Here is a 25,743-nt window from a genome sequence, read left to right as displayed (position 1 = left end):
TCACATTAGAAATGATTAAAAAATCACTTAACTAAAATTAACCAAAATTATGAAAAAAACTAACACTGATGGTAGTGATCTGTTGTCATTGCCAAAATTTGATTTGAAAATGAAATTATTTATTGTGTTTTTAACCGCTACTTTATTTCAATTACAGGCAAATAGTTATGGGCAAAAAACAAAGGTTTCATTGGATATGGACCAGACGACCCTAGGAGCTGTATTTGATAAAATTGAAGATAAAACGGAATTTCGTTTTCTGTATAGCAGTTGGGAAATTGATTTAAATAGAACGATATCCATAAAGGTTAAAAAAAAGCAAATCAATATGATCTTAAATCTATTGTTTGCTGACACGAATATCAGTTATAGGGTACTTGACAGACAAATTGTTCTAACCAAAGGAGATTACGTATCGAGGGTTAATTTGGAAAATAAAATAAATCCCAGACCTCAACAGGGAATTACTATAACCGGTAGAGTAACCGATAAAAACAACAACCCTTTAATTGGTGCCAATATTTTGGTAAAAGGTACAACAAGAGGAGCGCAGACAGGTTTTGATGGTAGCTATTCCATCAATGTTTCAGATAAAAAAGCAATACTTGTAGTGTCATATTTGGGGTTTACTCCAAAAGAAGTTCCAGTTAACGATTTAACAACCATTGATGTACAACTTGAAGAAAGTACAGATGAACTTTCAGAAATTATTGTGACCGCACTTGGCATTAAAAAAGAAAGAAAGGCTGTTGGTTATGCCATAGATCAAATTGGGGCAGAAGAGTTAAATGCTACTGGAGAACCAAGTGTTCTTTTAAACTTGGCTGCTAAAGCTCCGGGTGTACAGGTATTTGGATCTTCTAATGGTGTTGACGGAACCCCAAGGGTGATCATTAGAGGGGTAACGTCTTTATCATCAGATAATCAGCCTTTATATGTTCTTGATGGGTTGCCTTTATTAAGTAATCGATCTCTATCAGAAAGTATTTTTTCGCCAACCATAGGATATAACGATCTTGGAAATCCTTTATCGGATATTAACCCGAATGATATTGAGAGCGTAAGTATTCTAAAAGGAGCTAGTGCAACAGCCCTTTATGGTGCCAGAGGGGCTAATGGTGTTATTATGATAACTACTAAAAAAGGTAAGTCTGGACAAAAAGGATGGGAAGTAACAATGTCTTCTGGTATTACATTTCAATCGGCTTTGACTTTGCCCGAACGACAATTAAGATATGGTCAGGGTTTAAATGGTGAGTTTAGTTATATAGATGGTAATGGAGCAGGGGTAAACGAGTCGGAAGTTAGATTGTGGGGACCGGAATATAATGGTCAGCAAATATCTCAATGGGATCCGATTACAGGTGGCGCTGTGGTAAAACCATGGTTGCCTTATGGAGCTAATAATTATAAGAATTTCTATGAAACAGGGTATACAGCCCAGCACAATTTATCATTAACGCATGTAACAGAAAGTTCTAATGCTCGATTATCCATTGGGCATCAAGATATAAAAGGTATTGTTCCCAATACAGGTTTAAAAAGAATAACAGGAAGTATAAATTCTACATTTCAGTTAGGCGAAAAACTAACGCTTAATTTTGTGGGAACCGGTTCTAAAATGACTAGTAATAATAGAGCTTCCTTTGGTGGTACAAGTGGGGGCGATGGAGGTCTTTGGCAAATAATGTCAATACCAACTAATATAGATATTAGAGACTTAAGGGACTATAAAGATGAGTTCGGTAACAGAAAAAGCTTTTCTGAAAGAGGAGGGAACCCTTATTGGAATCTCTATGAAAATTTAAAACCAGTTATAAGAAACAGATTTAGTGTTAATATAGGGTTAACCTATGCCATTACAGATTGGCTTTCTTTACAGGGTAATTTATTTCAGGACAGGAACGTAACCGAACATTCCAGAATAGAAGCTAAACATTTGTATAGCGATGGGTACTATTCAGAAGGAATTAATTTGAATAAAGAAGTTAATCTGGACGCTAGGTTAACTATCGATAAAGACATTTTTAAGGACCTTAATCTTAATTTTATGACGGGTATAGCCGTAAGAGATGAGGATAGTAATAATAAATTTTCAAGAACAGAAGGCGGTTTGCTTGTAAGAGGTGTTTATAATTTAGGAAATTCGGCATCTCCTGTCGTTACGAGAAACAGTATAACAGAAAAAAAGGTTAATAGTTTATTTAGTTCTGTGGAGCTAAACTATAAAAACTATGCGTTTCTTACTGTAACAGGGAGGAACGATTGGTCTTCAACGCTTCCTCGAGACGAATGGTCGTTTTTCTATCCATCCGTCGCAGGGAGTTTAATCTTTACAGATGCATTTGGTATAAAAAATCATGTATTAAGCTATGGTAAATTAAGAGCTAATTGGGCAAAGGTTGGTGACGATACAAGGCCTTATGCTTTAAACAGGTTTGTAAAAAGAGAAGCTGTTCCTTTTAATGGTAGCCCAGTATTAGGCTTGGAAAATGTAATTCCTGCTACAGGCTTGATTCCAGAAGAAACCACGTCCTTTGAACTGGGTACCGAATTATACTTTTTCGATAGTAAAGTAAGATTAGATGTTGCATACTATGAGAGAGAATCCAGCAACCAACTTATTCAAGTAGCAAGTGCGTGGGAAAGAGGCGCTAGAAACTCATTTATAAATGCAGGAACAATTTCCAACAAGGGTATAGAACTAAGCTTAAATGTTAATCCAATTTCTACCAATAATTTTAACTGGGACGTAAACATAAATTGGGCTAAAAACAAAGGCACAGTTACTGGGTTTCCAGAAGATTTGGTTACATCGAAGATTATAGGGGCATGGCTTGGTGCTGAAATACTTGCAGAAAATGGTTCTCCATATGGCATTATAAAAGGATTCAAATATTTTAGAGATAGCGAAGAAGGGTATAATACTATTGCCAGACAAGCCGATAATTTTGCAACCTTTGGTTATACTCTTGAAGATAATATTACAGGTACTGGAAAAATACTTACTAGAAATGGAATTCCAATGACGAATCAATGGCAAAGCGCTGGTACAAGTACCTTGGGTATTATCGCTCCTTCCGATTGGACTGGAGGAATAAACAATACGTTTACTTATAAAAATGTTCAGCTTAGTTTTTTGGTCGATGTAAGATCTGGGGGGCATGTATTGTCGACTACCGAACAATATATGGGGAGATATGGTCATAATCATGAGAGTGTTGATTTAAATGCTAATGGTGTTCCGGTAAGAAACCCTATAGCAGATGGGGGAGGCTATATTTTTGATGGGATTGATGTTGAGACCGGTAAACCAAATACTATAGCCATAACACCCCAAGATATGTTTTCTGGTTGGAATATCCCTACGGAAGCAACGGCATGGGATGCCACTAACATCAAATTAAGAGAGCTTTCAGTAAGTTATAATGCCAGTAAAAAAATCTTAGGAAAATTAGGGATAGCTAATGCGAGATTATCACTGGTTGGTAGAAATCTATGGCTTATTAAGAATGGGCTGAACGGTATAGATACAGAAACTGCTAGTATGGGTAGTTTAAATAATGGAGTTGGTATGGAATATGGAGCTGTGCCCAATTCCAAAAGTTATGGAATGAACCTGTCTGTAAGTTTCTAATTTAATAATCAATAAAAAAATAGAAGATGAAAACAATAAAATTTTTAATCATATTATGTTCTGTGATTTTATCGGTAACATCTTGTACCAATAATTTTGAGGAGATAAACACCAACCCAAACGATCAAATAGTTGGTAGTAACGAAGGTATGCTGTTGGGAGCTCAATTAACAGCTGCGAAAGAGTTGATGGATAATGTTGTTAGCTCTAATGATGGCATGGCCAAATGGGTTCAATATTACAATCACACACTTGATCCTGTAGATTTTATAGATCCGAATCCGGCAGAAGATTACAATGAATTTTGGATATACCATAATTTGGTTACTTCGGCGTTACCTTTAGTTGAACGTGTACTGGGTAATACCGATGAAGCTCCACACCCCAATTACAGAGCGGCAGCACTAGTAATGAAAGCATGGATATACGAAAACATGACCGAGGTATTTGGTCCAATTCCTTTTACCGATGCACAAAAAGGTGAGTTGTTTGATGAACCAAAATACAATAAACCGAAATTCGATTCTCAGGAAGAGATTCTAAAAGGGGTTTTACAATTATTGGAAGAAGCCAACAGTACCTTTGATTTATCAGGAGAATCAGGAACTACTATGGTTGCACAATCTGATGCGTTTTGTGGAGGAGATATATTGAAATGGAAAAAGTTTGCCAATTCACTACGAGTGCGTATTCTTTTAAGGATTTCTGATGTAGACCCGTCATTTGCTGCGACTGGTTTGGAAGCAATTTTTTCTAATCCATCACAACATCCTGTTATAGAAAGTAATGCAGACAACATTGGAATAACTTGGGACGAAGGTACAGGAACGTATGGAGACCCTATGGTTAAATTTATTAATAATAATAATTTCAAACCTAATGTAGTAACAGGGTTTTTAAATATTCTGGGAGAAAGACAGGATCCAAGAATGAAAGTGTTGGTAGCACCCGCAGAAGGTTATTTAAATGCGGATACATATATAGGTTTGCCTCCGGCATTCGATAACGATAACCCTAGTGGGTTTAAAAGAGTAGCAAGAGATTCCGTGAGTCAGTTATCCAATTCTTATACAAGTTTACGTATGAGACCAATAATAACGTATTCGGAAATTTTATTTATTAAAGCCGAAGCTAGTTTAAAAAGTATAAATGTGGGAACAACTGCCCAAACTGCTTATGAAAACGGTATAACTGCCAATATGGAAGAATTGGGAGTTGATGCTGCAGATACGGCAGCTTATTTGGGATCTCCATTGGTAACATATAATGCTGGTAATGCATTAGAGCAAATTATAACTCAAAGGTATATCGCACAATTTGGACAGAGTACAAATACCTTTTCTATGATAAGAAGAACGGGCTTTCCCAGACTGGATTTCTTTAGAATAGGGGTTTATGCAGACAATGGATATCCAGTTAGGGCAAGATACCCTTCTTCAATGGAAAGTTTCAATGAAGAAAACTTAAAGAAGGCTATTAGTGGTGTTACCATTATTGAGGGGGTTTTTGGTGATAACCTTTGGTTTGCGACAAATGCGCCATCAGTATCCATGGAGCCAACCCTTCAAATGGGACCAGTTTTATACAGTTACTAATTAAAAAGATACCTCTGACCTATTTTTAGAGTATCCCATATGTATTTTAACAAATGCATGTGGGATTCTTTTTTGTACGCATATTGTTTTATGGTTTTAAAGAAAATGAAGTGTATTTTTCTTTGCATTTCTACCTCCTCAATTTCATTAACTCTAAACTGCATAAGGGGACATGTATTGTTTCTTTTTAATGATTTATTGAAGTTTATAATAGGTCCCTATTTGCTCATTCACACTTATCAAAGCCTTATAAAAAATAAGGGAAATCCTTATAAATTGTAAGGACAAGCCTTAGCGATTTTTCATTTTATAGTGGTAGTTTTAAAAGAATAAATACAACCTGATTTTTTATTTTTTTAAACAACAATATTATGAATAAACGATTCCTTATTTTCTGTTTTTCTTTATGTGCAACATTATTTTTAAATGCTCAAGATAATTATAATAAGAAGTATAATCTGGGGCCAAGTTCAAGTGGAAAATGGTATAAACTATTTGAAATTGATTTAACAGGTAATGGTAATTATAATTCTGTAAATATTGCATTAGATTTTAATTATGTAAATACTTGGATTAAATATAACTCGTCAGCTTTTATAAGGTTAAGAGAGGGGCCAACCTCTTCAGAATCAGATTGGCAAAATAATGTAATAGGAATAAAGCAGGCCGTATTAAAATTAAAGAAAACAGGTTTGAAAACCTATGAATTATGGGGCTACTCTAACGGAGGGCATGGACATATGTCATTTGAATGTTCGGTTACAAAAGAAGCTAATTTAATTTTTACTATTCCTGGTGCCACTTCTCTTGTTCCAGATGTAAACTTATATGAAGATGTACCTTATAAAAGAGAATGGTATTTTACATCAGGGGATTTTATAATTAATAATGGGAATGTAGGAATTGGGACATCGAATCCAGATATGAAACTAGCCGTTAAAGGGAAAATTCATGCGGAAGAGGTGAAAATTGATCTTAATGTTCCTGCTCCTGATTATGTTTTTAAAGAGGGTTACAATCTTATAAGTATCAAAGAATTAGAAAAATTCATTAAAGAAAATAGTCATCTACCGGAAATACCTTCTGCAAAAGAATTTGAGGAAAATGGAATAATGCAAGCAGAAATGGATATGAATCTTCTTAAAAAAATAGAAGAGTTAACCCTTTATGTTATTGAACAAGAAAAGTCCTTAGAGAATAAAGATTTAATGATAAAAACCCTTGAAGAAAAATTGGAGTTACAAGAAGCTCGTCTAAGAAAAATAGAAGCATTATTGGTTTCTGAAAATTAATATAAATCATTATGAAAAAACACCTGTTCATTTTTAGCCTAATTGTTTCGCAACTAGGTGCGCAAACTACCACATTTGATAATCTAAATGCAAATCCATTAACTAATAAAACTATTACTTGGACATCGTCTAATTATGGTTCTGGTTTTGGACATAGAATTATTAATACAGATCCTGGAGGGCATACATTATTAAATTTCCAAGGCAGGCATAATAAAACTACGTGGTCAAATATTATGTCTCTAAGTACTAATGGTAACGTTGGTATTGGTACAGCCAATCCAATTGAAAAATTACATATTTCGGGAAATATACTAGGGGACAAACTATTGCTGAATGATCCAAATGATACGTCGGATTGGAATATACTATGGCAGAGTGGGTTTTATCAAAGTTATAATGCAACGAATGCTCCTGAAGCTACTGGCTGGTTTTGGGGCTTAAATATGAATCATGGCTCAAATAACTCTAATTATAGGTATTCTGGGCAAATAGCTATTAAGAATTCTTATGCAAGTCCTGTATTGTATTTTAGAAGTGTTAATAGCAATGGAATTGGCACTTGGGCAAAGGTTTTGCACAATCAAGGAAACCAAACTATTAATGGGAACTTAGGCATCGGTACTGCAAACACCAAAGGCTTCAAATTAGGTGTTCAAGGGAAAATAGCAGCAACAGAAGTAAAAGTAGCGACCTATGCCAACTGGGCAGATTTTGTTTTTGATGATGGCTATAATTTACCAACACTTAAAGAGGTTGAACAACACATAAAAGAAAAAGGCCATTTAAAAGATATTCCAAGTGCTAAAGAAGTAAAAGAAGATGGGTTCTTTCTGGGAGAGATGGATTCTAAATTACTGCAAAAAATAGAAGAATTAACACTTTATACGATTGAACAACAAAAGGAGATCGAATTTCAAAGAAACAAACTTGAAAATCAGAATAATAAAATAGAAAAACTTGAAAAAGAAAACAAAGAATTACAATCTCTATCTATGCGATTATTGAAAATTGAGAAATTACTCAGTATAAATAACAATTAACTTAAAAAATAATTAATAATGAAAAAACTTTTTTTAGTTACCCTTTTTATTGGAGGAATAGGATTTGCACAAATTACAGATACTGGTGACAAGGTGGGGATAGGAACGGCAAATCCATATCAAAAATTACATGTTAATGGTGCTATAGGTATTGGCCTTTTGAATGGAACATATATAGAGGGTTTTAAAATTAATTATGTAGATGGAGGAAGTGGAACTACGACTTTCATGAGCAGCAGATGGGGAGGGGATATTTATTTTAAAAGAAGCAGCTCTGAAGGAGAAAGAACTCAATTTTCATTTGGTGGTGCTAATGAACATTATATGGGCTTATATAATTCAAATAATCAAGTAAAAGTGCTATTTCGATCAGGAGGTAATTCCTATATAAACGGCGGCAATGTAGGTATAGGTACTACAGCTCCAGATATGAAACTAGCCGTTAAAGGGAAAATTCATGCGGAAGAGGTGAAAATTGATCTTAATGTTCCTGCTCCAGATTATGTTTTTAAAGAAGGTTACAATCTTATAAGTATCAAAGAATTAGAAAAATTCATTGAAGAAAATAGCCATCTGCCGGAAATGCCTTCTGCAAAAGAATTTGAGGAAAATGGAATAATGCAAGCAGAAATGGATATGAATCTTCTTAAAAAAATAGAAGAGTTAACACTTTATACGATTGAGCAGCAGAAGAAAATAGAATCATTAGAAGAACAAGTTTCTAAAGTAAACATGCTGAAGGAAGAAAACAAAACTTTAAAATGCTTAATAGAAAGGATAACAAAATTAGAAGAACAATTAAAAACGATACAAAAATGAAAAAAGTAATAGTTATTTTAAGTTTAATAATAACTCATTTAGGATTTGCGCAAACAGCAGAATTAAATAGAAACAGTCAGGCAGCGGTATCGTTTTTGCCAGGTAATGGGAATTCTATATTCCATATTGCTCATGGACTTAATAACGATTTAAATATTTCTCATGGTACTAGTGTTGGTACAGCAAACATAATGACCATTAAGAATGGTGGTAGTGTAGGTATTGGTGTAACCAGTCCTCTTGGAAAACTTCATGTTAATGGAGAAACATATATACAGCGTGGTGTTGTTAATTTTATTACTGCCAATACAGATATTGGTGGTTCAACAGGTATAAAAGCGAACCCCAATGGGTGGTCAAGATTAGATCCTAACGGGTCACGGTTTATTATGACTGTAAAAAATAGTGATGTTGCTTCGAGAAGAAATATTCTGGATATTGAGAATACAGAGGACAGTTGGAGGCATTTAATGGAATTGCGGGCAGATGGAAGTGCTTTTTTTATGGGGAAGATGGGTATTGGAACAGCGAACCCTGCTAGTCAATTTGAAGTTAGTACCTCAGACAATAAACGTGTTCGACTTAATTATAATAATGAATCAGCAATAACATTTTGGCCTAATAATGGAAATTCGGTATTTCATTTAAGTCATGGACATGATAATAAGTTACACTTTTCTCATGGCTCTATAGTTGGTGCAGGTAAGATTATGACAATTGGAAATACTGGTAGCGTGGGTATTGGTACAACAGATACCAAAGGCTTCAAACTTGGAGTTCAAGGAAAAATAGCCGCCGAAGAAGTTAAAGTAGCTACCTATGCGAATTGGGCGGATTTTGTTTTTGATAGTACTTATAAATTGCCAACACTAAAAGAAGTTGAGCAACACATAAAAGAAAAAGGCCACCTAAAAGATATCCCAAGTGCAAAAGAAGTAAAAGAAGATGGTTTCTTTTTAGGAGAGATGGATTCTAAATTGTTGCAAAAAATAGAAGAATTAACACTTTATACGATTGAGCAGGAAAAGAAAATACAAGAACTAAGCTTACTAAAAGAAGAGAACGAGCTTTTGCGTAAAAAGTTTGAGACTCTTGAAGCTTTGGTATCTGAATTGGTAAAAGAATAAAAATCAGAATACAAAACAATTTTTTGGGTGCTGCTTCAAAAGTAATAGACTATGGCTTTTAAGGTAGCGCCCTTTTTTCTATTCCAATTATAAGCTCTTTCCAAACCCAAGAGTTTTTATAACAGACAAAATAAATTTTGGATTGATATAGGGGTAGTAACCTCTAATTGGTTATTAATAATTGTATGAAAATGTAGGTGCGTATTATTTAAGTTAAAAGGAGCCTTGTTTTTATACAATTACTATATTTAATAATTAATTCGTCAAATATGAAAGCTAAATATTACCTACTATGTATTGCATTATTGTTTATTCAATCAACACTTTTGGCTCAGCACTGGCAAGAGCCTGTTAGAGGAGCCTGGCTTCATGACAGCGGCATCGAAAACGAAGGTGTTGTTCTGGTTGAAGACAATCGCGTTGTTGATATTGTTGTCTCTTCAAATACAAATTCTGCGGTAAAACAAGCCGCTTTATTTCTCGCATCCGACATCGAAAAGATTACTGGTAAAAAGCCTGAAATTGTTTCAAAATCGAATACAGAAAATCCAGCCATTCATTTGGTTACATTAGGAGAAGGCGTGATTCCAAAGGAAATAGATACACAAAAATTAAATGGCAAATGGGAAGCTCATCACATTAAAACCATAGAAAAAGATATTTGGTTAGTAGGTTCGAATTTTAGGGGGACAGCATTTGCTGCATATACTTTAAGTGAACGAATTGGGATAGATCCGCTCTATCATTGGACAGGATATGAACCGGATAAGAAAAAGGTGCTCAAGGTAAAATCTATTGATCATATAGTTGATGAGCCAACATTCAAATACCGTGGGTTTTTCCATGATGACGAGGATACATTGCCAACTCCCCTTGATAAAAATGGTTATCCCCAATACGCAGGAGGAAAGGTTGATGCCGTATGGTATGAACGTTATTTTGAAACAGCATTGCGCCTTCGTATGAATCAAGTAGCTCCGTTTGTGCGTGTACTTCGTCCTTATGAGGTACAGAAGAAAGCAAGTGATTGGGGCTTGTTCTATACTTCGCATCATTATGATATTTTATTGTCTAATCCATTAGGGTTTCATCGTTTTGGTTTAGCAAAAGAGCGTGGTATTGATGGAGATTATAGCTGGTTTAATAATAATGAAGGCATATTAAAGTACTGGCGAGGTGGTGTTGAGGAAAACAAAGATATAAACTGTATCTGGCCTGTAGGCTTAAGGGGCACTGCTGATACTTCTTATAAATTTCCGGAAGGAACTACTCAGGAAGATAAAAATAAAGTCTTTACTGATGCTATTAAAGATCAGGTAAAAATGACCAAATCAGTTTTGGGTAAAGGAGAGAAACCCGTGTTTCATTTTACACTATATGGTGAAATGTTGACAAACTATCAAAAAGGGAATTTCGATTTTCCAGAAGATGTTATTTTGGTCTGGAATGATGATGGCGATGCTAAAATGAGGGCACTACCAGAAACATTAGGAAAATGGAAACATGGTATTTATTATCATTTAGCATATTACGGACATACCACCAAGCAAACCCATCATACGGTAAAACCTCATCGCATTGAACAGGAGTTTAGAAAGGTTTTAGATGCCGGAGCCACAGAATATATGTTGGTTAATGTTTCAGAAATGAGAGAGTTTGTTATGAATGCCAGATTCTTGGCAGAGATTTGTTGGGATGCGAAAACGGCTTTTTTTGAACCCAATGCAGCGGATCGCTATGTTGAATGGTGGTCAAGAGAGTACTTTGGAGATATGGCAGCCAATGATGTAGTACAAAGCTATAATCACTACTTTGATATTCTTCACTCGCATAATCAAATATGGGAAGGATCAAAAAATTTCGATAAAGCTCTCGACAGGCTGAGGTTCAGACTTAAAGGCGATCATCATATCAGGTATAACGATGATGATAAAAACCACTTAGAATACTTAAATAACCGTTTAGCAAAATATGATGACGCGTTTCTACCATGTAAACGTGCTGTACGAAAAATGAATAGTCAACAAGCGCGGTTTTTCTTTGAAAATGTAGAATTAGGATTGCTTTTCGATTACCATACTACTAAAGCAGCAGGGCTTATAAATGAAGCATTATCTAAATACCCGGATAAAGAAGCTCTTAATTATGCAAATAAAGCGATGAAAACACTAGAGATATTAGAGCAGGAAATTTTAAAAGCAGAGAGACCACCCTTTGAAAACTGGTATCGTGATACATGGATACGTCGTAAAGATAGCTGGACAAGTGTGCATTATGCGTATCATAAATTAAAGGACTATTTGAGCACTTACGAATCACGATACAAGTAATGTTCGATATATTGCCTTCAAAATCAAATGATTACCGAAGTAATTCGTTCATTCTCATAACTTTTACAGTTTAACCGATAATAAATTCTTTACATTCTTTGTTTTCAAGACATATCAGGTTTTCAAAACCTGATATGTCTTGTAATGCTTTGATATTTAGTTTATGCTGTTTGTTAATTAATTATTTGAGTTCTAACCGCTCCGTTTTATTGTAATCTTTCCCTCTCAATATTTCAAACTTTTCAATCATTTCCTTAAGTTTTTCAGGGTTAGTTTCAGCCAGATTGGTCGTTTGCCCAATATCTTCTTTTAGATTATATAATTGGAATTCTTGCGAATTCCCCAATTCAATATTAACCCGTTCTTCTATAGTCTTTCCGTCATAGGGAGGAATCATTAACCAATCGCCACTTCTTAAGGCTGTTCTACTGGTTGCTTCTAAAACTAAATCGTGTCTGCCGTCTTGGCTTTTCCCTAAGAAGACATCGAGTAGTTCTTTGCTATCTGTTGTGTTGTCTTGAGTCCCTATCAATTTTGCAATTGAAGCCAATAAATCCATCTGACAAACCAAAGCATTAGAAATCCCTGGTTTTATTGAACCTTTCCAGTATGTAATAAATGGCATACGCGTTCCAGCTTCAAACAAGCTGTATTTACCTCCTCTTAATTTTCCAGAAGGGGTGTGGGAGCCATTTTTTTCAACAGCATCATCATAATATCCATCATTTAAAACAGGACCGTTATCGCTAGAAAAGATTACTAGTGTGTTTTCCAATACACCTTCTGTTTCTAGGGTTTTCATAAATTCCCCAATACACCAATCTGCTTCTAAAATCACATCACCCCTAGGCCCTAAACCGGATTTTCCAACAAAACGTGGGTGCGGCGTACGTGGTACATGCGGTTGCTGCATGGCATAATATAAAAAGAAAGGCTTGTTCTTATGTTCCTTTACATAAGCTTGGGCTTTTCCTAAAAAGTGATCCGCCATATCAATATCACTCCATTTAGCATCATTTCCACCCTTCATATAACCAATTCGTGGAATGCCATTTACAATACTGTTGTTGTGTCCATGGTGCCATTTCATTGTAACCATTTCCGGGTTGCTAATTGCAGTTGGTTCTCCTTCAAAGTTCTTATCGTAATCTACTTCAATAGGGTCGTTAGGGTTTAGGCCAACAACATTTCCATTATCGATATAAACGGTTGGAACTCTATCTTGAGTCGCAGCAAGAATATACGATTCATCAAAGCCTACTTCATTAGGACCAGGCGAAACGCTTTGGTTCCAATCTACAACTCCTGTACCCAATCCAAGATGCCATTTACCAACAATTCCTGTATGGTAGCCTTTTTTCTTGAGTAATTTTGGTAAGGTTTGTTGTTCTGTGCTAATTAATAAAGGAGCTGTTCCCGGTAAAATTTTTGCTTTTTTATTGCGCCAAGGATACATTCCTGTTAATAACGCATATCTGCTTGGTGTACATGTTGCGGAAGATGCATAAGCATCTGTAAAGCGAACACCGCCATCTGCCAAAGCATCAATGTTTGGTGTGGTTAGCTCGGTGGCCCCATAAGCACTTAGGTCGCCATAGCCTAGATCATCCAAGTATATTATAACAATATTAGGTAGATCCTTTTCGACTACAGGTTTAGAGTTTTCTTTCTTTTTTGATTGACATCCAAAAAATACGATTAGCATTACCCAAATAAGCGGGTTTAATATGTTTTTCATTGAAGTTTACGATAATTTAAAATCAAGTTAAAAGTACGAAAAAGGTTGTTTCTAATCTTCAATAGACTTATTTAAACTTATTATTCGCTGGAGTTGATTTTAATAAAGCCAAGCAGTTTTTGTTTAGGGCGAATAGGGTTTTTTATAATAGGATTAGTATATACGCCTCTAAATATTGGATGAATATCATCACTTGTAAAAAAATCAGCACTATTGTTATGTCCAGTATAAAGAATAGTTGGTTCTGTGTTTTTATATAAGACGTAGTCTTTAACAACATATACCTTCTTGTATTCTCTTAATACAAACTCGTCTAATTCTCTTTCGTTAACTAAGTTGGAACATCTTACTTTTTCATAATGATCACCAACCCATACCATACAATCCTTTTTATAATATTTTGAAATATATAATAATGATATGGTTAATAAAAATAAGCAAACAAATAAGCTTATTCTTTTTATTTTATTTAGCTTGTTATTAATACTTATAATTTCTTTTCTTAGTTCATTCTTTACTATTTCGTATTCACGGCTCTGTTGGAATTTTCTGTAATTTTCGTATCCTAAATATTGACTTAAAATGTTTAGATTGTGTTCACTGGGAGTTCTTCGTTCGCTTTTTTTGTCTAAAATATAACCATCATAATATCTGGTGAGAGTTCTTTCTTTAATTTTTTCGTTTAATACGTCTTCGAGGTATCTTGAAATTCCATATGCTTTCGTTTTTTTTGATGCCTTTATGGCTTTTACAAATACCAATTCAATTAATTCCTGAATTAATTCGTCTTTTTCTATTTCCACTATTATGTTCTTTTAAGAGGGTTAATGTATTGTAATTCAATGTTTTATTTTTTATTTGGTTTCTGTGTCAAAAAGATGTCAAAAAGTTGACAATAGTGTGTCAATAATTGTTTTTGATAACCTCGCGTAATTCGCTTCAGAATCGATTCAAGTTATGTCGTGCTAACATAATGAATGTGAAAAATTGAATTGTGCGGAAAACCGTAAAGTGCTAAACGAATGATTGCATTGGGAAGTAATCATTATTTATCACTATACATTTTCTACTTCCCATAAAACAAGAATTAATAACCCTTAAGGGGGCTGTAAACAAAACTATCTGGGTGGAAACCCGGACAAGAACCCCTTTGCAAAATTTTAAATTATGAAAACCATATTATACGTATTTGTATTTCTTTTAATTGGAGCTAATCTTACATCATGTACACCGCAAAATGAAAATGAAAATGAGGTGTCTGAATGTTGTGGAGATGGTGGGAATATTCCGCCGTCTAAAGTCAAAAAATGATTGCTAAATAAAAATTAGTTATTACATTAGAGGAATGAAATATGCCATATTATCATTCCTCTTTTTTTGTGTTGTTAAAAATGGGTTTGGATCTAAGGTGTTTAACAGCAGGCAATTAGATAGTATAGACTACTATCACAATATGGCTAATAACCCTGAGACAGATTCAAGCCTTATAAAGGCCTATGTCTTTTTTGAGCGTAAAAAAAATGAAAGTATTGAATTAAACGATACTGAATCTGCAATTTATCATTTAAGACAAATAGCAATAATACAGAATGAGTTAGGAGATTACTTTGGGGCCGAAATTTCGGTTGTAGAGGCATTAAAGTTGTTGGATACTATAGAAAGTTCTGAAGATGTTATAAATAATAAAATCGGTTTGTATAACCAGTTAGGGCGAATTTACTTGGCGTTGTTGGATTATAAAGAAGCCATAAAGTATTTTGATGAAGGCCTAAAGATAGCTAAGCTTAAAAGTAGTATTAATATCATCCAGAACAATAAGGCCTTAGTATACATTCGACAGCATAGATATGAATTGGCTGAAAAAGAGTTCTTAAAGGTCTATAAGAATAGCCTTTCAGAAGATGACAAAAAACAACTTTTGAGGGCTTTAGATAATTTAGGGTTTGTTCAAACAAAACTCAATAAACCAAAGGGGTTAGAAAAAATAATGACCGCTTTGAGTCAGAGAATAGCTATAAATGATAATGCGGGAATTTATTCCAGTTATAAGCATTTGGTTGAAGTTTATAAAGACCGGGACGATTTAGAAAATGCCACGTATTATGCGCGTAAAGGTTATGAAGTAGCAAAGACCATTAATAGTCCGTCATTCATAAGAGATGCCTTATCGTGTCTTATAGATTTAAATCAAGATAGCAATATTGTTGAATATGTAAAGATTATTGATAGTGTAGCCTTGGCAAAGCAAACGCAAGAGAATAAGTATGCTAAGATGAAGTATGATTATACCGAAAAGGAAAAAATAGCGAAAGAGAATGAGCTTGCAAGAGAAAAGGAAAAAGGTTTAAAAATTCTTTATCTGTCTATAGCAGGTTTTATTTTATTGATATCAACATTTCTGTTTTTCATTTTAAGATCCCGACATAAAAAGGAGAATATAAAGAAAGTGTATAGGGCAGAAACACGAATGTCTAAAAAGGTTCATGATGAGGTTGCAAATGATGTGTCGAGCCTCATGAGTTTTGTTGAAAACGACATAGAAATTACAACAAACAAAAAAACGGAACTATTAGATATCTTAGAAGATATTTATTTGCGAACACGAGATATATCAACTCAAACAGCTAGTATTGATTTAGCTAATTTCACCAAAAGCCTTGGGTATTTATTAATTCAACATAAAAGAAAAGGAACAAAAATTATTACCAATAATATAAACACGATTAATTGGTCTGAAGTTTCCGATCATAAAAAGGTGGCTGTTTTTAGAAGTGTCCAGGAATTATTGGTTAATATGAAAAAGCATAGTGAAGCCAAAGTAGTGAGTTTAGTGTTTAAGGAAAATCGTCGTAAAAAAGAGATTATTTATTCAGATGATGGGATTGGTGTTTCAATAGAGGATGTTAAATTAAATGGACTGCTAAATGTGGAATCCCGCATTAATAATATAGGAGGAAGTTTTAGTTTTATAACCTCAAAAGGAAACGGCTTTAGGGCTGTGATAAAGTTTAATAGTTAAAGTTTCATTATGTTTCAAAAGGTTTTAATAGCAGAAGACCAAAATTCAATCCATAAAGGTCTGGAAAATATACTTAAGGATTTAAATATTAAGGAAATAGCAACCGCGCAGTATTGTGATGATGCACTCCTGAAAATTAAAGCAGCTCTAAATACAGAAAGCCCAATAGAGCTTTTAATAACAGATTTATCTTTTAAGGAAGATCATAGAGATAGAACATTAACATCCGGACAAGAACTGATAGAAGCTGTAATGAACGTGCAACCCGAATTAAAGATTATTGTATTCTCTGTAGAACATCGCATTGGTAAAATAAAAAATTTAATAGAGTTTTCTAAAGTAGATGCCTATGTTGAGAAAGGACGAGAAGAATCTAAAGAAATGGTAAAAGCGGTTCAAGCCGTATTAAGAGATGAAATTTATTACTCGCAAAATCTGGCTCAATTAATTAGAAGTGCAGATGATATATCTCAAACGGATATGTATGATGAATTAATTTTACAATTGCTGGCAAAGGGATTGAAAAGAATCCAGATTGCTTCATATTTTAAAGAAAAAGATTTGCCTGCGCGAAGTTTAAGGAGTATTGAAAAACGTATTAATAAGCTTAAAGTTCTTTTTGATGCAAATACATCCGAACAATTAGTGGCCATTGCCATTGATAGAGGCTTAATTTAAATCATTAAATTTTTTTTTTTCGTATTTACGGTTTACCGCATAAAACTATTGTTTAATAGTGTTAGTTTTGGAATGCTATTAACGAGTATTATGAGTGATGATTGACATGGGTTAGAACGTGTTTTTGTTGCTATCGTGCGTATATTGGGGGGTTGATTGATTTTAGGAGTGTTTTGATTTTGTTCATTACTAATTTTAAGATTTAGAATTTAATGAGAAAAATAAACACGAATAGGATTGGTGAAAAGTGGAGTGAATTTCAAAAAGTGGAGGTTTGGAAAAAAGGGAAAATCATTTCAGGACTAGATGGAGATGTTTGGAGAAATGATGAGTTTGGAAGACGAATAAAGTGGGGAAATTATGGTGATAGAGATTCTTCATATGGATGGGAGATTAACCATATAAATCCAGTGCTAAATGGAGGAGCCGACAATATTGATAATTTACAACCACTTCACTGGAAAAATAATATGGTTGGTAAACTAGATGAGATAGAAGTTCTTAAATGAATTTTCAATTTTAAGATAGGGGCTACAGGGGGCTGTAAGTTTTTAACTCTAATTGAAATTTAAGAATGAAAAGGGGATAAATAAAACGAACAGAATTGTAAAAGCTTTCAAAATAGCATGTTTTGTTCTTTTCCTAACGTTTAGTTATGCTGCTTCATCTCAAACGGTTTATGTTACTAAAACAGGAACCAAATATCATAAAAAACTGAAGGTATCTCAAATATTCCAAAAGGGAAATTACTTCAGAAAAAGCCAAAAGATTTGGTTATATCCCTTATTTGGTTTGTAAGCCAAAAGGAGATAATATAAAAACAGACCATCGACAATAAGTTCTTTAACAGATGGTGATAAAAGTCGTTCTACAAGATAATCTACGGTCATCCAATGTACCGAAAAAACTAAATCTGGCTCACATTGTAAATGCAGAGCCAAAAATGTTAATGGTAGGTATTACCAGTATTAAATAGATTTAAAAAGTTAAAATATACTGTCATCTTTAAGTTGTTTCTCTCTACTACCACAAAAATCCGTAGATACAAGCAAGTATAACAATGATTACGTATGCCATAATATTAAAAGATATATCGGTTTTAAAAATTCTTTGACTTAAGAATATTGCCTTTCTGTTATTCGCTTTGTTTGTAAAAATAAAATATAGGCATGTACCATTCATAAATAAAAACAGAGCGCCTATCCATATTGGAAGTAGGATGTCTTCAGTGAAAATTCTAATGATAAACGGTATAGAAATAATTAGCATAGCTCCAAGAATTACGTAAGCAGGTCTTAAATCTACTTTTCTATCAACGCTGTGCGTTGGATCTAAATAGGATAAAGTCACTATCAAGGTAGACAGTACTACGAATGAAATGGTCATTCGGTAGAAAAAGGGTATGTCTCCCATTATAAATAACCCTATGGAAAGCGGTATGCAAAGTAAGGCAACCCATAGAGCGGCCTTAGCACTTGTTCGTTTCCAGAACATACCAAAAATAATAGCAACAAAGGCACCAGGGCTTATGAAGCCTGTAAATTCCTGAATAAATTGAAAGGCTTGGTCGAGCTCTAACATACCTAAAAGAGGAGCGACTAACATGCCAACTAATAGTGCCGCAGCAGCGGTTATTTTACCAACTTTCACCAAATGCGTTTCGGTAGCATTCTTTTTAAAAATAGGTTTGTATATGTCGAGGGTGGCAATAGTCGATACGCTATTTACTAAAGAGCTAATAGAACTACCAATTGCCGCGACCAACGCCGCAAAAACCAACCCTTTAATTCCTATAGGCACTAGTTGACTAAGTACCCATGGAAATGCTTCATCCGGTTTTCCTATATCGGCTTGTAGGGCATAAGCAGCCATTCCGGGTATTACAGCTATAACTGGCATTAATATTTTTAATAAGGCAGCAGAAGCGACACCCTTTTGAGCTTGTTTTATATTCTTTGCAGCTAAGGCGCGTTGAATAATAAACTGATTCCCTCCCCAATAATAAATGTTAGTAATCCACATACCACCAACCAAAACACTAATACCAGGTACATCATTAAAATACTTATGTCCTTTATCTAAAATCATATCAAATCTTTCTGGGGCGAATCTGTATAAATTGGTTACGCCGTTTAGTAGGCTACCATCGCCAAGTGTATAAAGAGCAGCGCCAGCAGCAATTAACCCGCCAACTAATAAAACCACAGCTTGTATAACATCTGTCCAAACAACAGCCTTCAGACCACCAAAAATCGAAAAGGAAGCAGAATATATAACCAAACCAAGAACGCCAATAAGAATGGGAAGCCCTGTTAGGTTTTCTATAGCTAAACCACCCAAATAAAAAATGGAAGATATATTAACAAAAATGTAAAGAATGATAAGAATAAAGCTAAAACAAATACGAACACGATTATCAAATCTATTTTTTAGAAATTGAGGAATGGAGTAAATCTTTTTTTCAAGAAAAATGGGTAAGAGGTATTTTGCTACTAGAATTAAGGTTAAGGCAGACATAAGTTCGTAGCCTCCAATAGCCAACCCAATAGCATAGCCAGAACCGTTGGTTCCCAGAATTTGTTCGGCAGAAATATTAGAGGCAATCAGAGAGCCACCAACAATCCACCATGGTAATGATTTGCTGGCTAAAAAATAATCTGAAGCCTTCTTGTGTTTGGCTCTAGACATCCATAAGCCATATCCAATAATTCCAAACAGATAAACGAATAATACAATAAGGTCTAAACTTGATAAAAACATAATTTACTAATTGGTCTTGCCTCAAAATTATAAAGGTCAGCTTCAAATTAGAGAACCAAATGGCTTGTAGAGGTACAGTTCAATAAAAAAGACGTTCGTTTTAGCTTAGCCGTACGCGTTAATTTTGTGCAGAAATACTTTTTTTATACTCAGAAGGAGTTAGTCCAGTACTTTTTTTAAATGCAGAATTAAAAGTGGTTTTAGAGTTAAAACCTGCTTCCATGGCTATGGCCATGAGTTTGTAGTCTTTGTGTTTTTCAGAATTCATTAACCTTTTAACTTCGGCAACCCTGTACTTGTTTATAAAATCATAATAATTGGTTTGAAGCTGCTTTGCTAAAACTTCTGAAACTTGATTTTCTGAAGTTGATACTGCTTTGCTCAAGTCTTTTAACTGCAATTTTTTGTTTTTATACAATTGTTTTTCTTCCATTGCAGAAAGCATTTTTGCTTCAATGTTCTTAAGGCGCTCAAAATCCAGTTCGTATGTTTTACTGTTGGATAATGTTTGGTTGTTTTTTCGTTTAGCAGAGTCTATACCAATAATTTTCCGATAGGCAATTATTAATCCAAATGTAGTAACAATGGTTAAGTATAAGTTGTTTGGTGATGATAAGATGGTATTGGGATGTGTGTATATATCCTGAACAAATTCTACAATAAACAAAGAAGCCATAATACCAAGCATGATAAATAAATAGTTGATGTCTCGGCTGGGTTTTGCAGATTGACTTTTTACAATAGAATAAATGAGTGCTAAACCTATAATTTGAAAGGTGATTATAGCCGTTTTTACTATCCAATACTCTATATGAGCAAAAGCATTTTCGGTAAGAAAATAGAGGTCTCTTAGGCTTAAGTCCCCTAATAGGATGTAATACGATTTTATAAAAAAGTAACAAAAAATAACACAGAAGGAAAAAAGTAATAGTTGAAAAACTTTCTTATGAAACGTCGTTTTTATGTTATAAGAAACCAGGGTTAGTTTGTAGAGTGCTATTGGTGTAAAAGCCGACCATGGGAGGTAGGCTAATGTAAAATTTGGTGAATAGAAAAACAAGCTAAACAAACCTATATAGTTGAACAAATCCAATACAATAGATAGTACAAACGTGCTGTACCAAAGCGTTAATTTTTTGTCGGAGTACGAGAGAAGTAAAATATATAAAAGAAATAAATTGAGCAGCCCGAAAATATGATAATGCTTTAATATTTCTAATAAGAAAGGGATCATTATGGGGTTAAAGTTTACAATTAAGTGTTGAATTTAACATAATTATTTAATCTGAAAAAGAATAGGAAACCCTGTGTTGCGCATATTTACGAGTTTGTAGTACAAAATGTGCTTTTTGTTAAGTTAAATGCAAGAATAATATCGGATTTGATAGAAAAAGTATTTAAATTCAAGCTGCTAAATAGCTAATTTAACCTACTCTTAATTGACAAAAACAAGTTGACAAGTCTGTTGAGCTTTAATAATAAACTATACAATCGATTTTTATGATAAAAGGTAAAGTCCCAGTAATTGAGAAAGTAGGATATGCTTTAGGAGATGGAGCAGCAAATATAGCCTGGAGGGGTGTAGCAACTTTTTTGTTTATTTTTTATACCGATGTTTTTGGATTAAGTCCAGTAACAGTGGGGTTTTTGATTTTGGTTTCTAGATTTAGTGACGGTATTAGTGATGTTCTAATGGGAGTTATTGGAGATCGTACTGATTCCAAATATGGTAAATTTCGTCCTTGGATTTTATGGACTGCCATTCCGTTAGGAGTTATTCTTACTTTGTTGTTTACAAGTCCAGAATTAGGAGCAAATGGTAAAATTGTCTATGCATACATTACCTATATTCTTTTTACGTTGATATACACGGCAAATAACATTCCTTATGGGGCTCTCATGGGTGTGATGACAGGTAATGATGAAGAAAGAACAAGTATTGGGTCTTTTAGAATGGTTGGGGCTTTTGCAGGAGGTATGTTGGTACAAGGTGCGTTACTTTTTTTAGTTGCTCATTATGGAGATGTAGATCCAGATATAGAAGTTTCTAAATTGGAAGAGGATGTATTTAAGGTAGAAGTGTTGGCATCTAAAAATGTAGAGCATGCAAATATAAAAACAAATCATGGTGTTGCCACATTTGTTTGGAGTGATTTAGAGGAGGGGGAAGATGAAAATGAGCCTACAAATAGGAAGAGCTTTACAATGGAAAAAGGAAAAACCTATTCATTTGTAGTTGCTGGTGAAAAAGAACTATCGAACGATGACATAAATATTGTAGACCAGAAAAAAGGGTATAGTAAATCTATGTATGTTATGTCTGCGCTACTTGTCTTGTTAATGTTAGTTACTTTCTTTTCTACAAAAGAACGGGTTTTGCCTCCTAAAAATCAAAAAACTAATCTCAAACAGGATCTAAAAGATTTAATTTCTAATAGACCTTGGATTATTTTATTGGCTATTGGACTATTATTCAATATATATAACTCTATAAAACAAGGGGTTGTTATTTATTATTTTACCTATTATCTAAATAATCAATTACTTTCCGCATCATATTTGGTAGGATTGATGCTGGCATCTATCGGAGGGGCATTTATTACGGCTTCATTAAGCAAAAAAATAGGTAAGAGAAATTTATTTATTTATGCGCTAGTTTTCTCGGGTTTAGTCAATGCTTTATTGGTTTTTTGTAATCCAGAAAACATAGGAGCTATTTTTACTATTGGTATTATATCTGAATTTGCTTCTGCTGTATTGCCAACGTTATTCTTTGTCATGCTCGGAGATTCGGCAGATTTTTCAGAATGGAAGAACGGGAGAAGAGCTACTGGTCTTATTTATTCTGCTGGATCTTTTGCGACTAAGTTTGGTGGAGGTATTGCTGGGTTTATTGTTATGCAGGTACTTGCGTTATTTGGATATAATGGATTGGATTCTTCCACAATTAAAGATGCTATTCCAGGTATGGTTATGTTGATGAGTTGGATACCCGCTATTATTACGATAATAGCAGCTGGGCTAATGATGTTTTACCCGTTAAATCAAAAGAAGATGAGTGAAATAACTTTAGAATTGAATACAAGAAGGCAGTCAGAATAGATAAATTCAATAAGAAGAAGGTAGTAGATTTAAAATTAAAAGAGGTCTTTAAAAGTTGTTGTATTAACTTTTTTGGACCTCTTTTTTACCCTCTCACAGTAATAAAAATGCTATTTTAATTCAAAACGGGTGTCTAATATGGTATAAGAACTTCCTCCAACGAAAATCTGGAACGTTCCGGGTTCGATAATAAAATTGCCCTCATTACTATAAAACCCTAAAGTTTCTTTGTTTAAAACAAAATTGACTGTTTTAGTTTCTCCGGGGGCTAGCTTTATCAATTCAAATCCTTTTAATTCCTTTACAGGGCGTGTTACACTAGCAACAAGGTCTCTTATGTAAAGTTGCACAACTTCTTTGCCTGTTACTTTTCCAGTGTTTGACACCTCTACAGATATATTGATGTCCTCATCACTATTAAAAATGGCTTTGTTAAGTGCTAAATTTTCATATTTAAAAGTCGTGTAGCTTAATCCGTGACCAAATGGATATAAAGGTGTGTTTTCCACATCACTATAATGAGACCAGAAAACTAAACTAGGGTTGTTCTTGTCGCTAGCAGGTCTTCCTGTGTTTTTGTAATTATAGTATATGGGTATTTGACCAATATTTCTTGGGAAAGTCATAGGTAGTTTTCCGCTTGGGTTATAATCTCCGTAAAGTACTTGTGCTATCGCATGTCCGGCTTGTGTGCCGAGTTGCCATGCTTCAACAATAGCTGGAATATGTTCGTCTGCCCAGTTAATTGTTAAAGGGCGTCCGTTGTTTAATACTAGAACGATGTTTTTATTTACTTTGTAAACTTCCTCTAATAATTCTTGTTGTACACCGGGTAGGTTTATATCGGTTCTACTTCTGGCTTCTCCACTTTGAAAACCATGTTCGCCCAAAACCATAACGACCACATCGGCAGCTTTAGCAGCATTAATGGCGTCTTTGAATTCGCTTTTGTCGGCGGTGTTTATTTCAATTTCATTTACGAATTGTGTAGGGCCAACAGTTACGTCTGTACCTTTTTTATAAACCAGATCATTGCCCTTGTATTCCTGCATCCCTTCTAATACAGATACTCCAGTATTGTCTTTAGACGCAATTCTCCAGCTGCCTAACGGGCTGTTTTTTTCATTAGCTAAAGCACCAATTAAAGCAATATTTTGACCTTCTTTTTTTAATGGCAGTAAATTGTTTTCGTTTTTAAGTAGAACGATAGATTTTTTCGCTATATCGAGAACAGCATCCAAGTGTTTTGGACTGTTCACCACTTCTTTTTCTCTGGTTTCGTCGCAATATCTGTATGGGTCGTCAAATAAGCCTAATTCAAATTTTACCGTTAAGATTCTTCTAACGGCATCGTCAATAATACTTTCTTCAATAACGCCATCTTTTACAAGTTGTTCTAATTCATGGACGTAAATGTGTGATTCCATATCCATATCGGAACCCGCAATTGCTGCCATTTTAGCTGCATCTTTATTGTCTTGCGCATAGCCCCAAACGACAAGCTCTTTAATAGAGGCCCAATCTGAAATCACAAAACCCTTAAAATCCCATTTCTTCTTTAAAATATCCCTTAATAAGTATTTGTTGCCAGTAGCAGGTACACCATTGTATTCATTAAACGCATTCATAAAGGTTTTTACATTAGCATCTACGGCTGCCTTAAACGGAGGAAGGGCCATGTTGTGTAATGTTGAACTTCCTATATCTACTGTATTGTATTCTTTTCCGGCTTCAGAAAATCCGTAAGCAGCAAAGTGTTTGGCACATGCAGCTATGGTGTTTGGTTTAGATAGGTCGTCGCCTTGAAACCCATTAACTCTGGCTGTTGCAATTTTACTGCCTAAAAAAGGGTCTTCTCCGGCTCCTTCCATAACACGACCCCATCTAGGGTCTCTGGAGATGTCTACCATTGGAGCAAATGTCCAGTTTATACCAGCAGCAGAAGCCTCGGCAGCAGCAACTTGTGCGGATTTTTCTATAGCTTCTAAATCCCAGCTGGCAGCTTCGGCTAAAGGTATGGGACTTAATGTTTTGTAACCATGAATAACATCAAAGCCTATAATTAAGGGAATACCTAATCTGGATTCCTCAACAGCAATTTTTTGTACAGCTTTAACAGCTTTGGTACCTCTTACGGAAAGCATGGAGCCTACAAGTCCATTTTTTAAGTGTTCGTATTTCTCTTCTGCATCACCCTCATTGGGAACAGGTCCGGTAACATCCCAAAACCCGTTATACTGATTCATTTGACCAATTTTTTCTCTTAGCGTCATTATTTTAATAAGAGAATCTACTTTTTTATTGATTGGATCTATCTTAGAGTAGATTATCGTGTCTTCATTTTGATTATCGGTACAAGCCATAAACGTTATTGTTACTATTATATATGTAATGAATTTAAATTTGATATTCATGTATAATGATGTTTCTGTTTAACGTGATTATATACAGGTGTTTATGTTTTGTCAGAATCTAGAATGTCGATAGAAAAATGTACTATTTTAAAATTTTATGATACTATTTTTTCATTTACATATTAAAAATGTATTGCATTTTGATATTTTTTATTCTGTTGGAGCACATTATGGCTTTGGACATAAAAC

17 protein-coding genes are annotated in these 25,743 nt (G+C 34.4%); 12 read left to right on the top strand and 5 right to left on the bottom strand.

The genetic code is table 11. The features are described 5' to 3' along the window. Positions 1-49 precede the first annotated feature (49 nt). The 7 genes from C1H87_RS08995 to C1H87_RS08965 all read left to right on the top strand — a co-directional run bounded on the left by C1H87_RS08995 (position 50) and on the right by C1H87_RS08965 (position 11,843). Positions 50-3,637 (top strand): SusC/RagA family TonB-linked outer membrane protein, encoded by a 3,588-nt coding sequence (locus C1H87_RS08995; protein ID WP_102755484.1) that lies wholly within the window; start codon positions 50-52, stop codon positions 3,635-3,637. Between the two features lie 26 nt (positions 3,638-3,663). Continuing rightward, the gene (locus C1H87_RS08990) at positions 3,664-5,232 is read left to right on the top strand and encodes a SusD/RagB family nutrient-binding outer membrane lipoprotein (protein WP_102755483.1); all 1,569 of its coding nucleotides are present in this window, start codon (positions 3,664-3,666) and stop codon (positions 5,230-5,232) included. Positions 5,233-5,603: 371 nt separating this feature from the next. Beyond that, positions 5,604-6,524 (top strand): tail fiber protein, encoded by a 921-nt coding sequence (locus tag C1H87_RS08985; RefSeq protein WP_102755482.1) that lies wholly within the window; start codon positions 5,604-5,606, stop codon positions 6,522-6,524. 11 nt (positions 6,525-6,535) lie between these two features. Further along, positions 6,536-7,567, top strand: coding sequence for a pyocin knob domain-containing protein (locus C1H87_RS08980; RefSeq protein ID WP_102755481.1), 1,032 nt, complete (start codon positions 6,536-6,538; stop codon positions 7,565-7,567). A gap of 18 nt (positions 7,568-7,585) precedes the next feature. Continuing rightward, entirely contained in the window at positions 7,586-8,386 is an 801-nt protein-coding gene (locus C1H87_RS08975; RefSeq protein ID WP_102755480.1) for a tail fiber protein, read from the top strand. Next, the gene (locus tag C1H87_RS08970) at positions 8,383-9,513 is read left to right on the top strand and encodes a hypothetical protein (RefSeq protein ID WP_158655170.1); all 1,131 of its coding nucleotides are present in this window, start codon (positions 8,383-8,385) and stop codon (positions 9,511-9,513) included. Before C1H87_RS08975 ends, C1H87_RS08970 begins: the two co-directional genes overlap by 4 nt. A gap of 269 nt (positions 9,514-9,782) precedes the next feature. Continuing rightward, positions 9,783-11,843 carry a glycosyl hydrolase 115 family protein gene (locus tag C1H87_RS08965; RefSeq protein WP_102755478.1) on the top strand — a complete coding sequence of 687 codons (2,061 nt, stop codon included), beginning with the start codon at positions 9,783-9,785 and terminating at the stop codon, positions 11,841-11,843. Between the two features lie 181 nt (positions 11,844-12,024). Here the strand turns inward: C1H87_RS08965 and C1H87_RS08960 are convergent, their stop codons facing one another. Both C1H87_RS08960 and C1H87_RS08955 read right to left on the bottom strand, forming a co-directional pair. Continuing rightward, positions 12,025-13,581 (bottom strand): sulfatase family protein, encoded by a 1,557-nt coding sequence (locus C1H87_RS08960; RefSeq protein WP_102755477.1) that lies wholly within the window; start codon positions 13,579-13,581, stop codon positions 12,025-12,027. An 80-nt stretch (positions 13,582-13,661) separates the two neighbouring features. Continuing rightward, entirely contained in the window at positions 13,662-14,384 is a 723-nt protein-coding gene (locus tag C1H87_RS08955) for a hypothetical protein (protein WP_102755476.1), read from the bottom strand. Positions 14,385-14,748: 364 nt separating this feature from the next. Between C1H87_RS08955 and C1H87_RS23300 the strand changes: the two genes are divergently transcribed. From C1H87_RS23300 to C1H87_RS08940, 4 genes are all read left to right on the top strand, one after another. Continuing rightward, positions 14,749-14,892: a hypothetical protein gene (locus C1H87_RS23300; RefSeq protein WP_158655169.1), complete on the top strand. Its 144-nt coding sequence runs from the start codon at positions 14,749-14,751 to the stop codon at positions 14,890-14,892. 34 nt (positions 14,893-14,926) lie between these two features. After that, positions 14,927-16,600 (top strand): tetratricopeptide repeat-containing sensor histidine kinase, encoded by a 1,674-nt coding sequence (locus C1H87_RS08950; protein ID WP_102755475.1) that lies wholly within the window; start codon positions 14,927-14,929, stop codon positions 16,598-16,600. 9 nt (positions 16,601-16,609) lie between these two features. Then, positions 16,610-17,278: a response regulator transcription factor gene (locus C1H87_RS08945; protein WP_102755474.1), complete on the top strand. Its 669-nt coding sequence runs from the start codon at positions 16,610-16,612 to the stop codon at positions 17,276-17,278. A gap of 212 nt (positions 17,279-17,490) precedes the next feature. Next, complete coding sequence (locus tag C1H87_RS08940; protein WP_102755473.1) at positions 17,491-17,787, top strand: HNH endonuclease signature motif containing protein; 297 nt, start codon at positions 17,491-17,493, stop codon at positions 17,785-17,787. 514 nt (positions 17,788-18,301) lie between these two features. Here C1H87_RS08940 and C1H87_RS08930 read toward each other — a convergent pair. Together C1H87_RS08930 and C1H87_RS08925 are read right to left on the bottom strand one after the other, a co-directional pair. Continuing rightward, positions 18,302-20,038 (bottom strand): sodium:solute symporter family transporter, encoded by a 1,737-nt coding sequence (locus C1H87_RS08930; RefSeq protein ID WP_102755471.1) that lies wholly within the window; start codon positions 20,036-20,038, stop codon positions 18,302-18,304. A 118-nt stretch (positions 20,039-20,156) separates the two neighbouring features. Further along, positions 20,157-21,272, bottom strand: coding sequence for a helix-turn-helix domain-containing protein (locus C1H87_RS08925; RefSeq protein WP_102755470.1), 1,116 nt, complete (start codon positions 21,270-21,272; stop codon positions 20,157-20,159). Positions 21,273-21,538: 266 nt separating this feature from the next. On the opposite strand from C1H87_RS08925, the gene C1H87_RS08920 reads away from it, so the two are divergent. After that, positions 21,539-23,140, top strand: coding sequence for an MFS transporter (locus C1H87_RS08920; protein WP_102755469.1), 1,602 nt, complete (start codon positions 21,539-21,541; stop codon positions 23,138-23,140). Positions 23,141-23,250: 110 nt separating this feature from the next. Here C1H87_RS08920 and bglX read toward each other — a convergent pair whose 3' ends face one another. Further along, entirely contained in the window at positions 23,251-25,554 is a 2,304-nt protein-coding gene (gene bglX / locus C1H87_RS08915) for a beta-glucosidase BglX (RefSeq protein ID WP_102755468.1), read from the bottom strand. Positions 25,555-25,743: the final 189 nt, after the last annotated feature.

It is taken from the genome of Flavivirga eckloniae (assembly GCF_002886045.1).
Classification (GTDB): Bacteria; Bacteroidota; Bacteroidia; order Flavobacteriales; family Flavobacteriaceae; genus Flavivirga; species Flavivirga eckloniae.
The sequence above is the reverse complement of the archived record's forward strand: the minus strand, read 5'-3'. Positions and strand labels throughout refer to the sequence as shown.

Coding starts and splice junctions, on each gene's coding strand:
- C1H87_RS08960 (WP_102755477.1), bottom strand. CDS start 13,581: ATGAAAAACATATTAAACCCGCTTATTTGGGTAATGCTAATCGTATTT.
- C1H87_RS08970 (WP_158655170.1), top strand. CDS start 8,383: ATGAAAAAAGTAATAGTTATTTTAAGTTTAATAATAACTCATTTAGGA.
- C1H87_RS08965 (WP_102755478.1), top strand. CDS start 9,783: ATGAAAGCTAAATATTACCTACTATGTATTGCATTATTGTTTATTCAA.
- C1H87_RS08980 (WP_102755481.1), top strand. CDS start 6,536: ATGAAAAAACACCTGTTCATTTTTAGCCTAATTGTTTCGCAACTAGGT.
- C1H87_RS08925 (WP_102755470.1), bottom strand. CDS start 21,272: ATGATCCCTTTCTTATTAGAAATATTAAAGCATTATCATATTTTCGGG.
- bglX (WP_102755468.1), bottom strand. CDS start 25,554: ATGAATATCAAATTTAAATTCATTACATATATAATAGTAACAATAACG.
- C1H87_RS08950 (WP_102755475.1), top strand. CDS start 14,927: ATGAAATATGCCATATTATCATTCCTCTTTTTTTGTGTTGTTAAAAAT.
- C1H87_RS23300 (WP_158655169.1), top strand. CDS start 14,749: ATGAAAACCATATTATACGTATTTGTATTTCTTTTAATTGGAGCTAAT.
- C1H87_RS08985 (WP_102755482.1), top strand. CDS start 5,604: ATGAATAAACGATTCCTTATTTTCTGTTTTTCTTTATGTGCAACATTA.
- C1H87_RS08990 (WP_102755483.1), top strand. CDS start 3,664: ATGAAAACAATAAAATTTTTAATCATATTATGTTCTGTGATTTTATCG.
- C1H87_RS08995 (WP_102755484.1), top strand. CDS start 50: ATGAAAAAAACTAACACTGATGGTAGTGATCTGTTGTCATTGCCAAAA.
- C1H87_RS08930 (WP_102755471.1), bottom strand. CDS start 20,038: ATGTTTTTATCAAGTTTAGACCTTATTGTATTATTCGTTTATCTGTTT.
- C1H87_RS08940 (WP_102755473.1), top strand. CDS start 17,491: ATGAGAAAAATAAACACGAATAGGATTGGTGAAAAGTGGAGTGAATTT.
- C1H87_RS08945 (WP_102755474.1), top strand. CDS start 16,610: ATGTTTCAAAAGGTTTTAATAGCAGAAGACCAAAATTCAATCCATAAA.
- C1H87_RS08975 (WP_102755480.1), top strand. CDS start 7,586: ATGAAAAAACTTTTTTTAGTTACCCTTTTTATTGGAGGAATAGGATTT.
- C1H87_RS08920 (WP_102755469.1), top strand. CDS start 21,539: ATGATAAAAGGTAAAGTCCCAGTAATTGAGAAAGTAGGATATGCTTTA.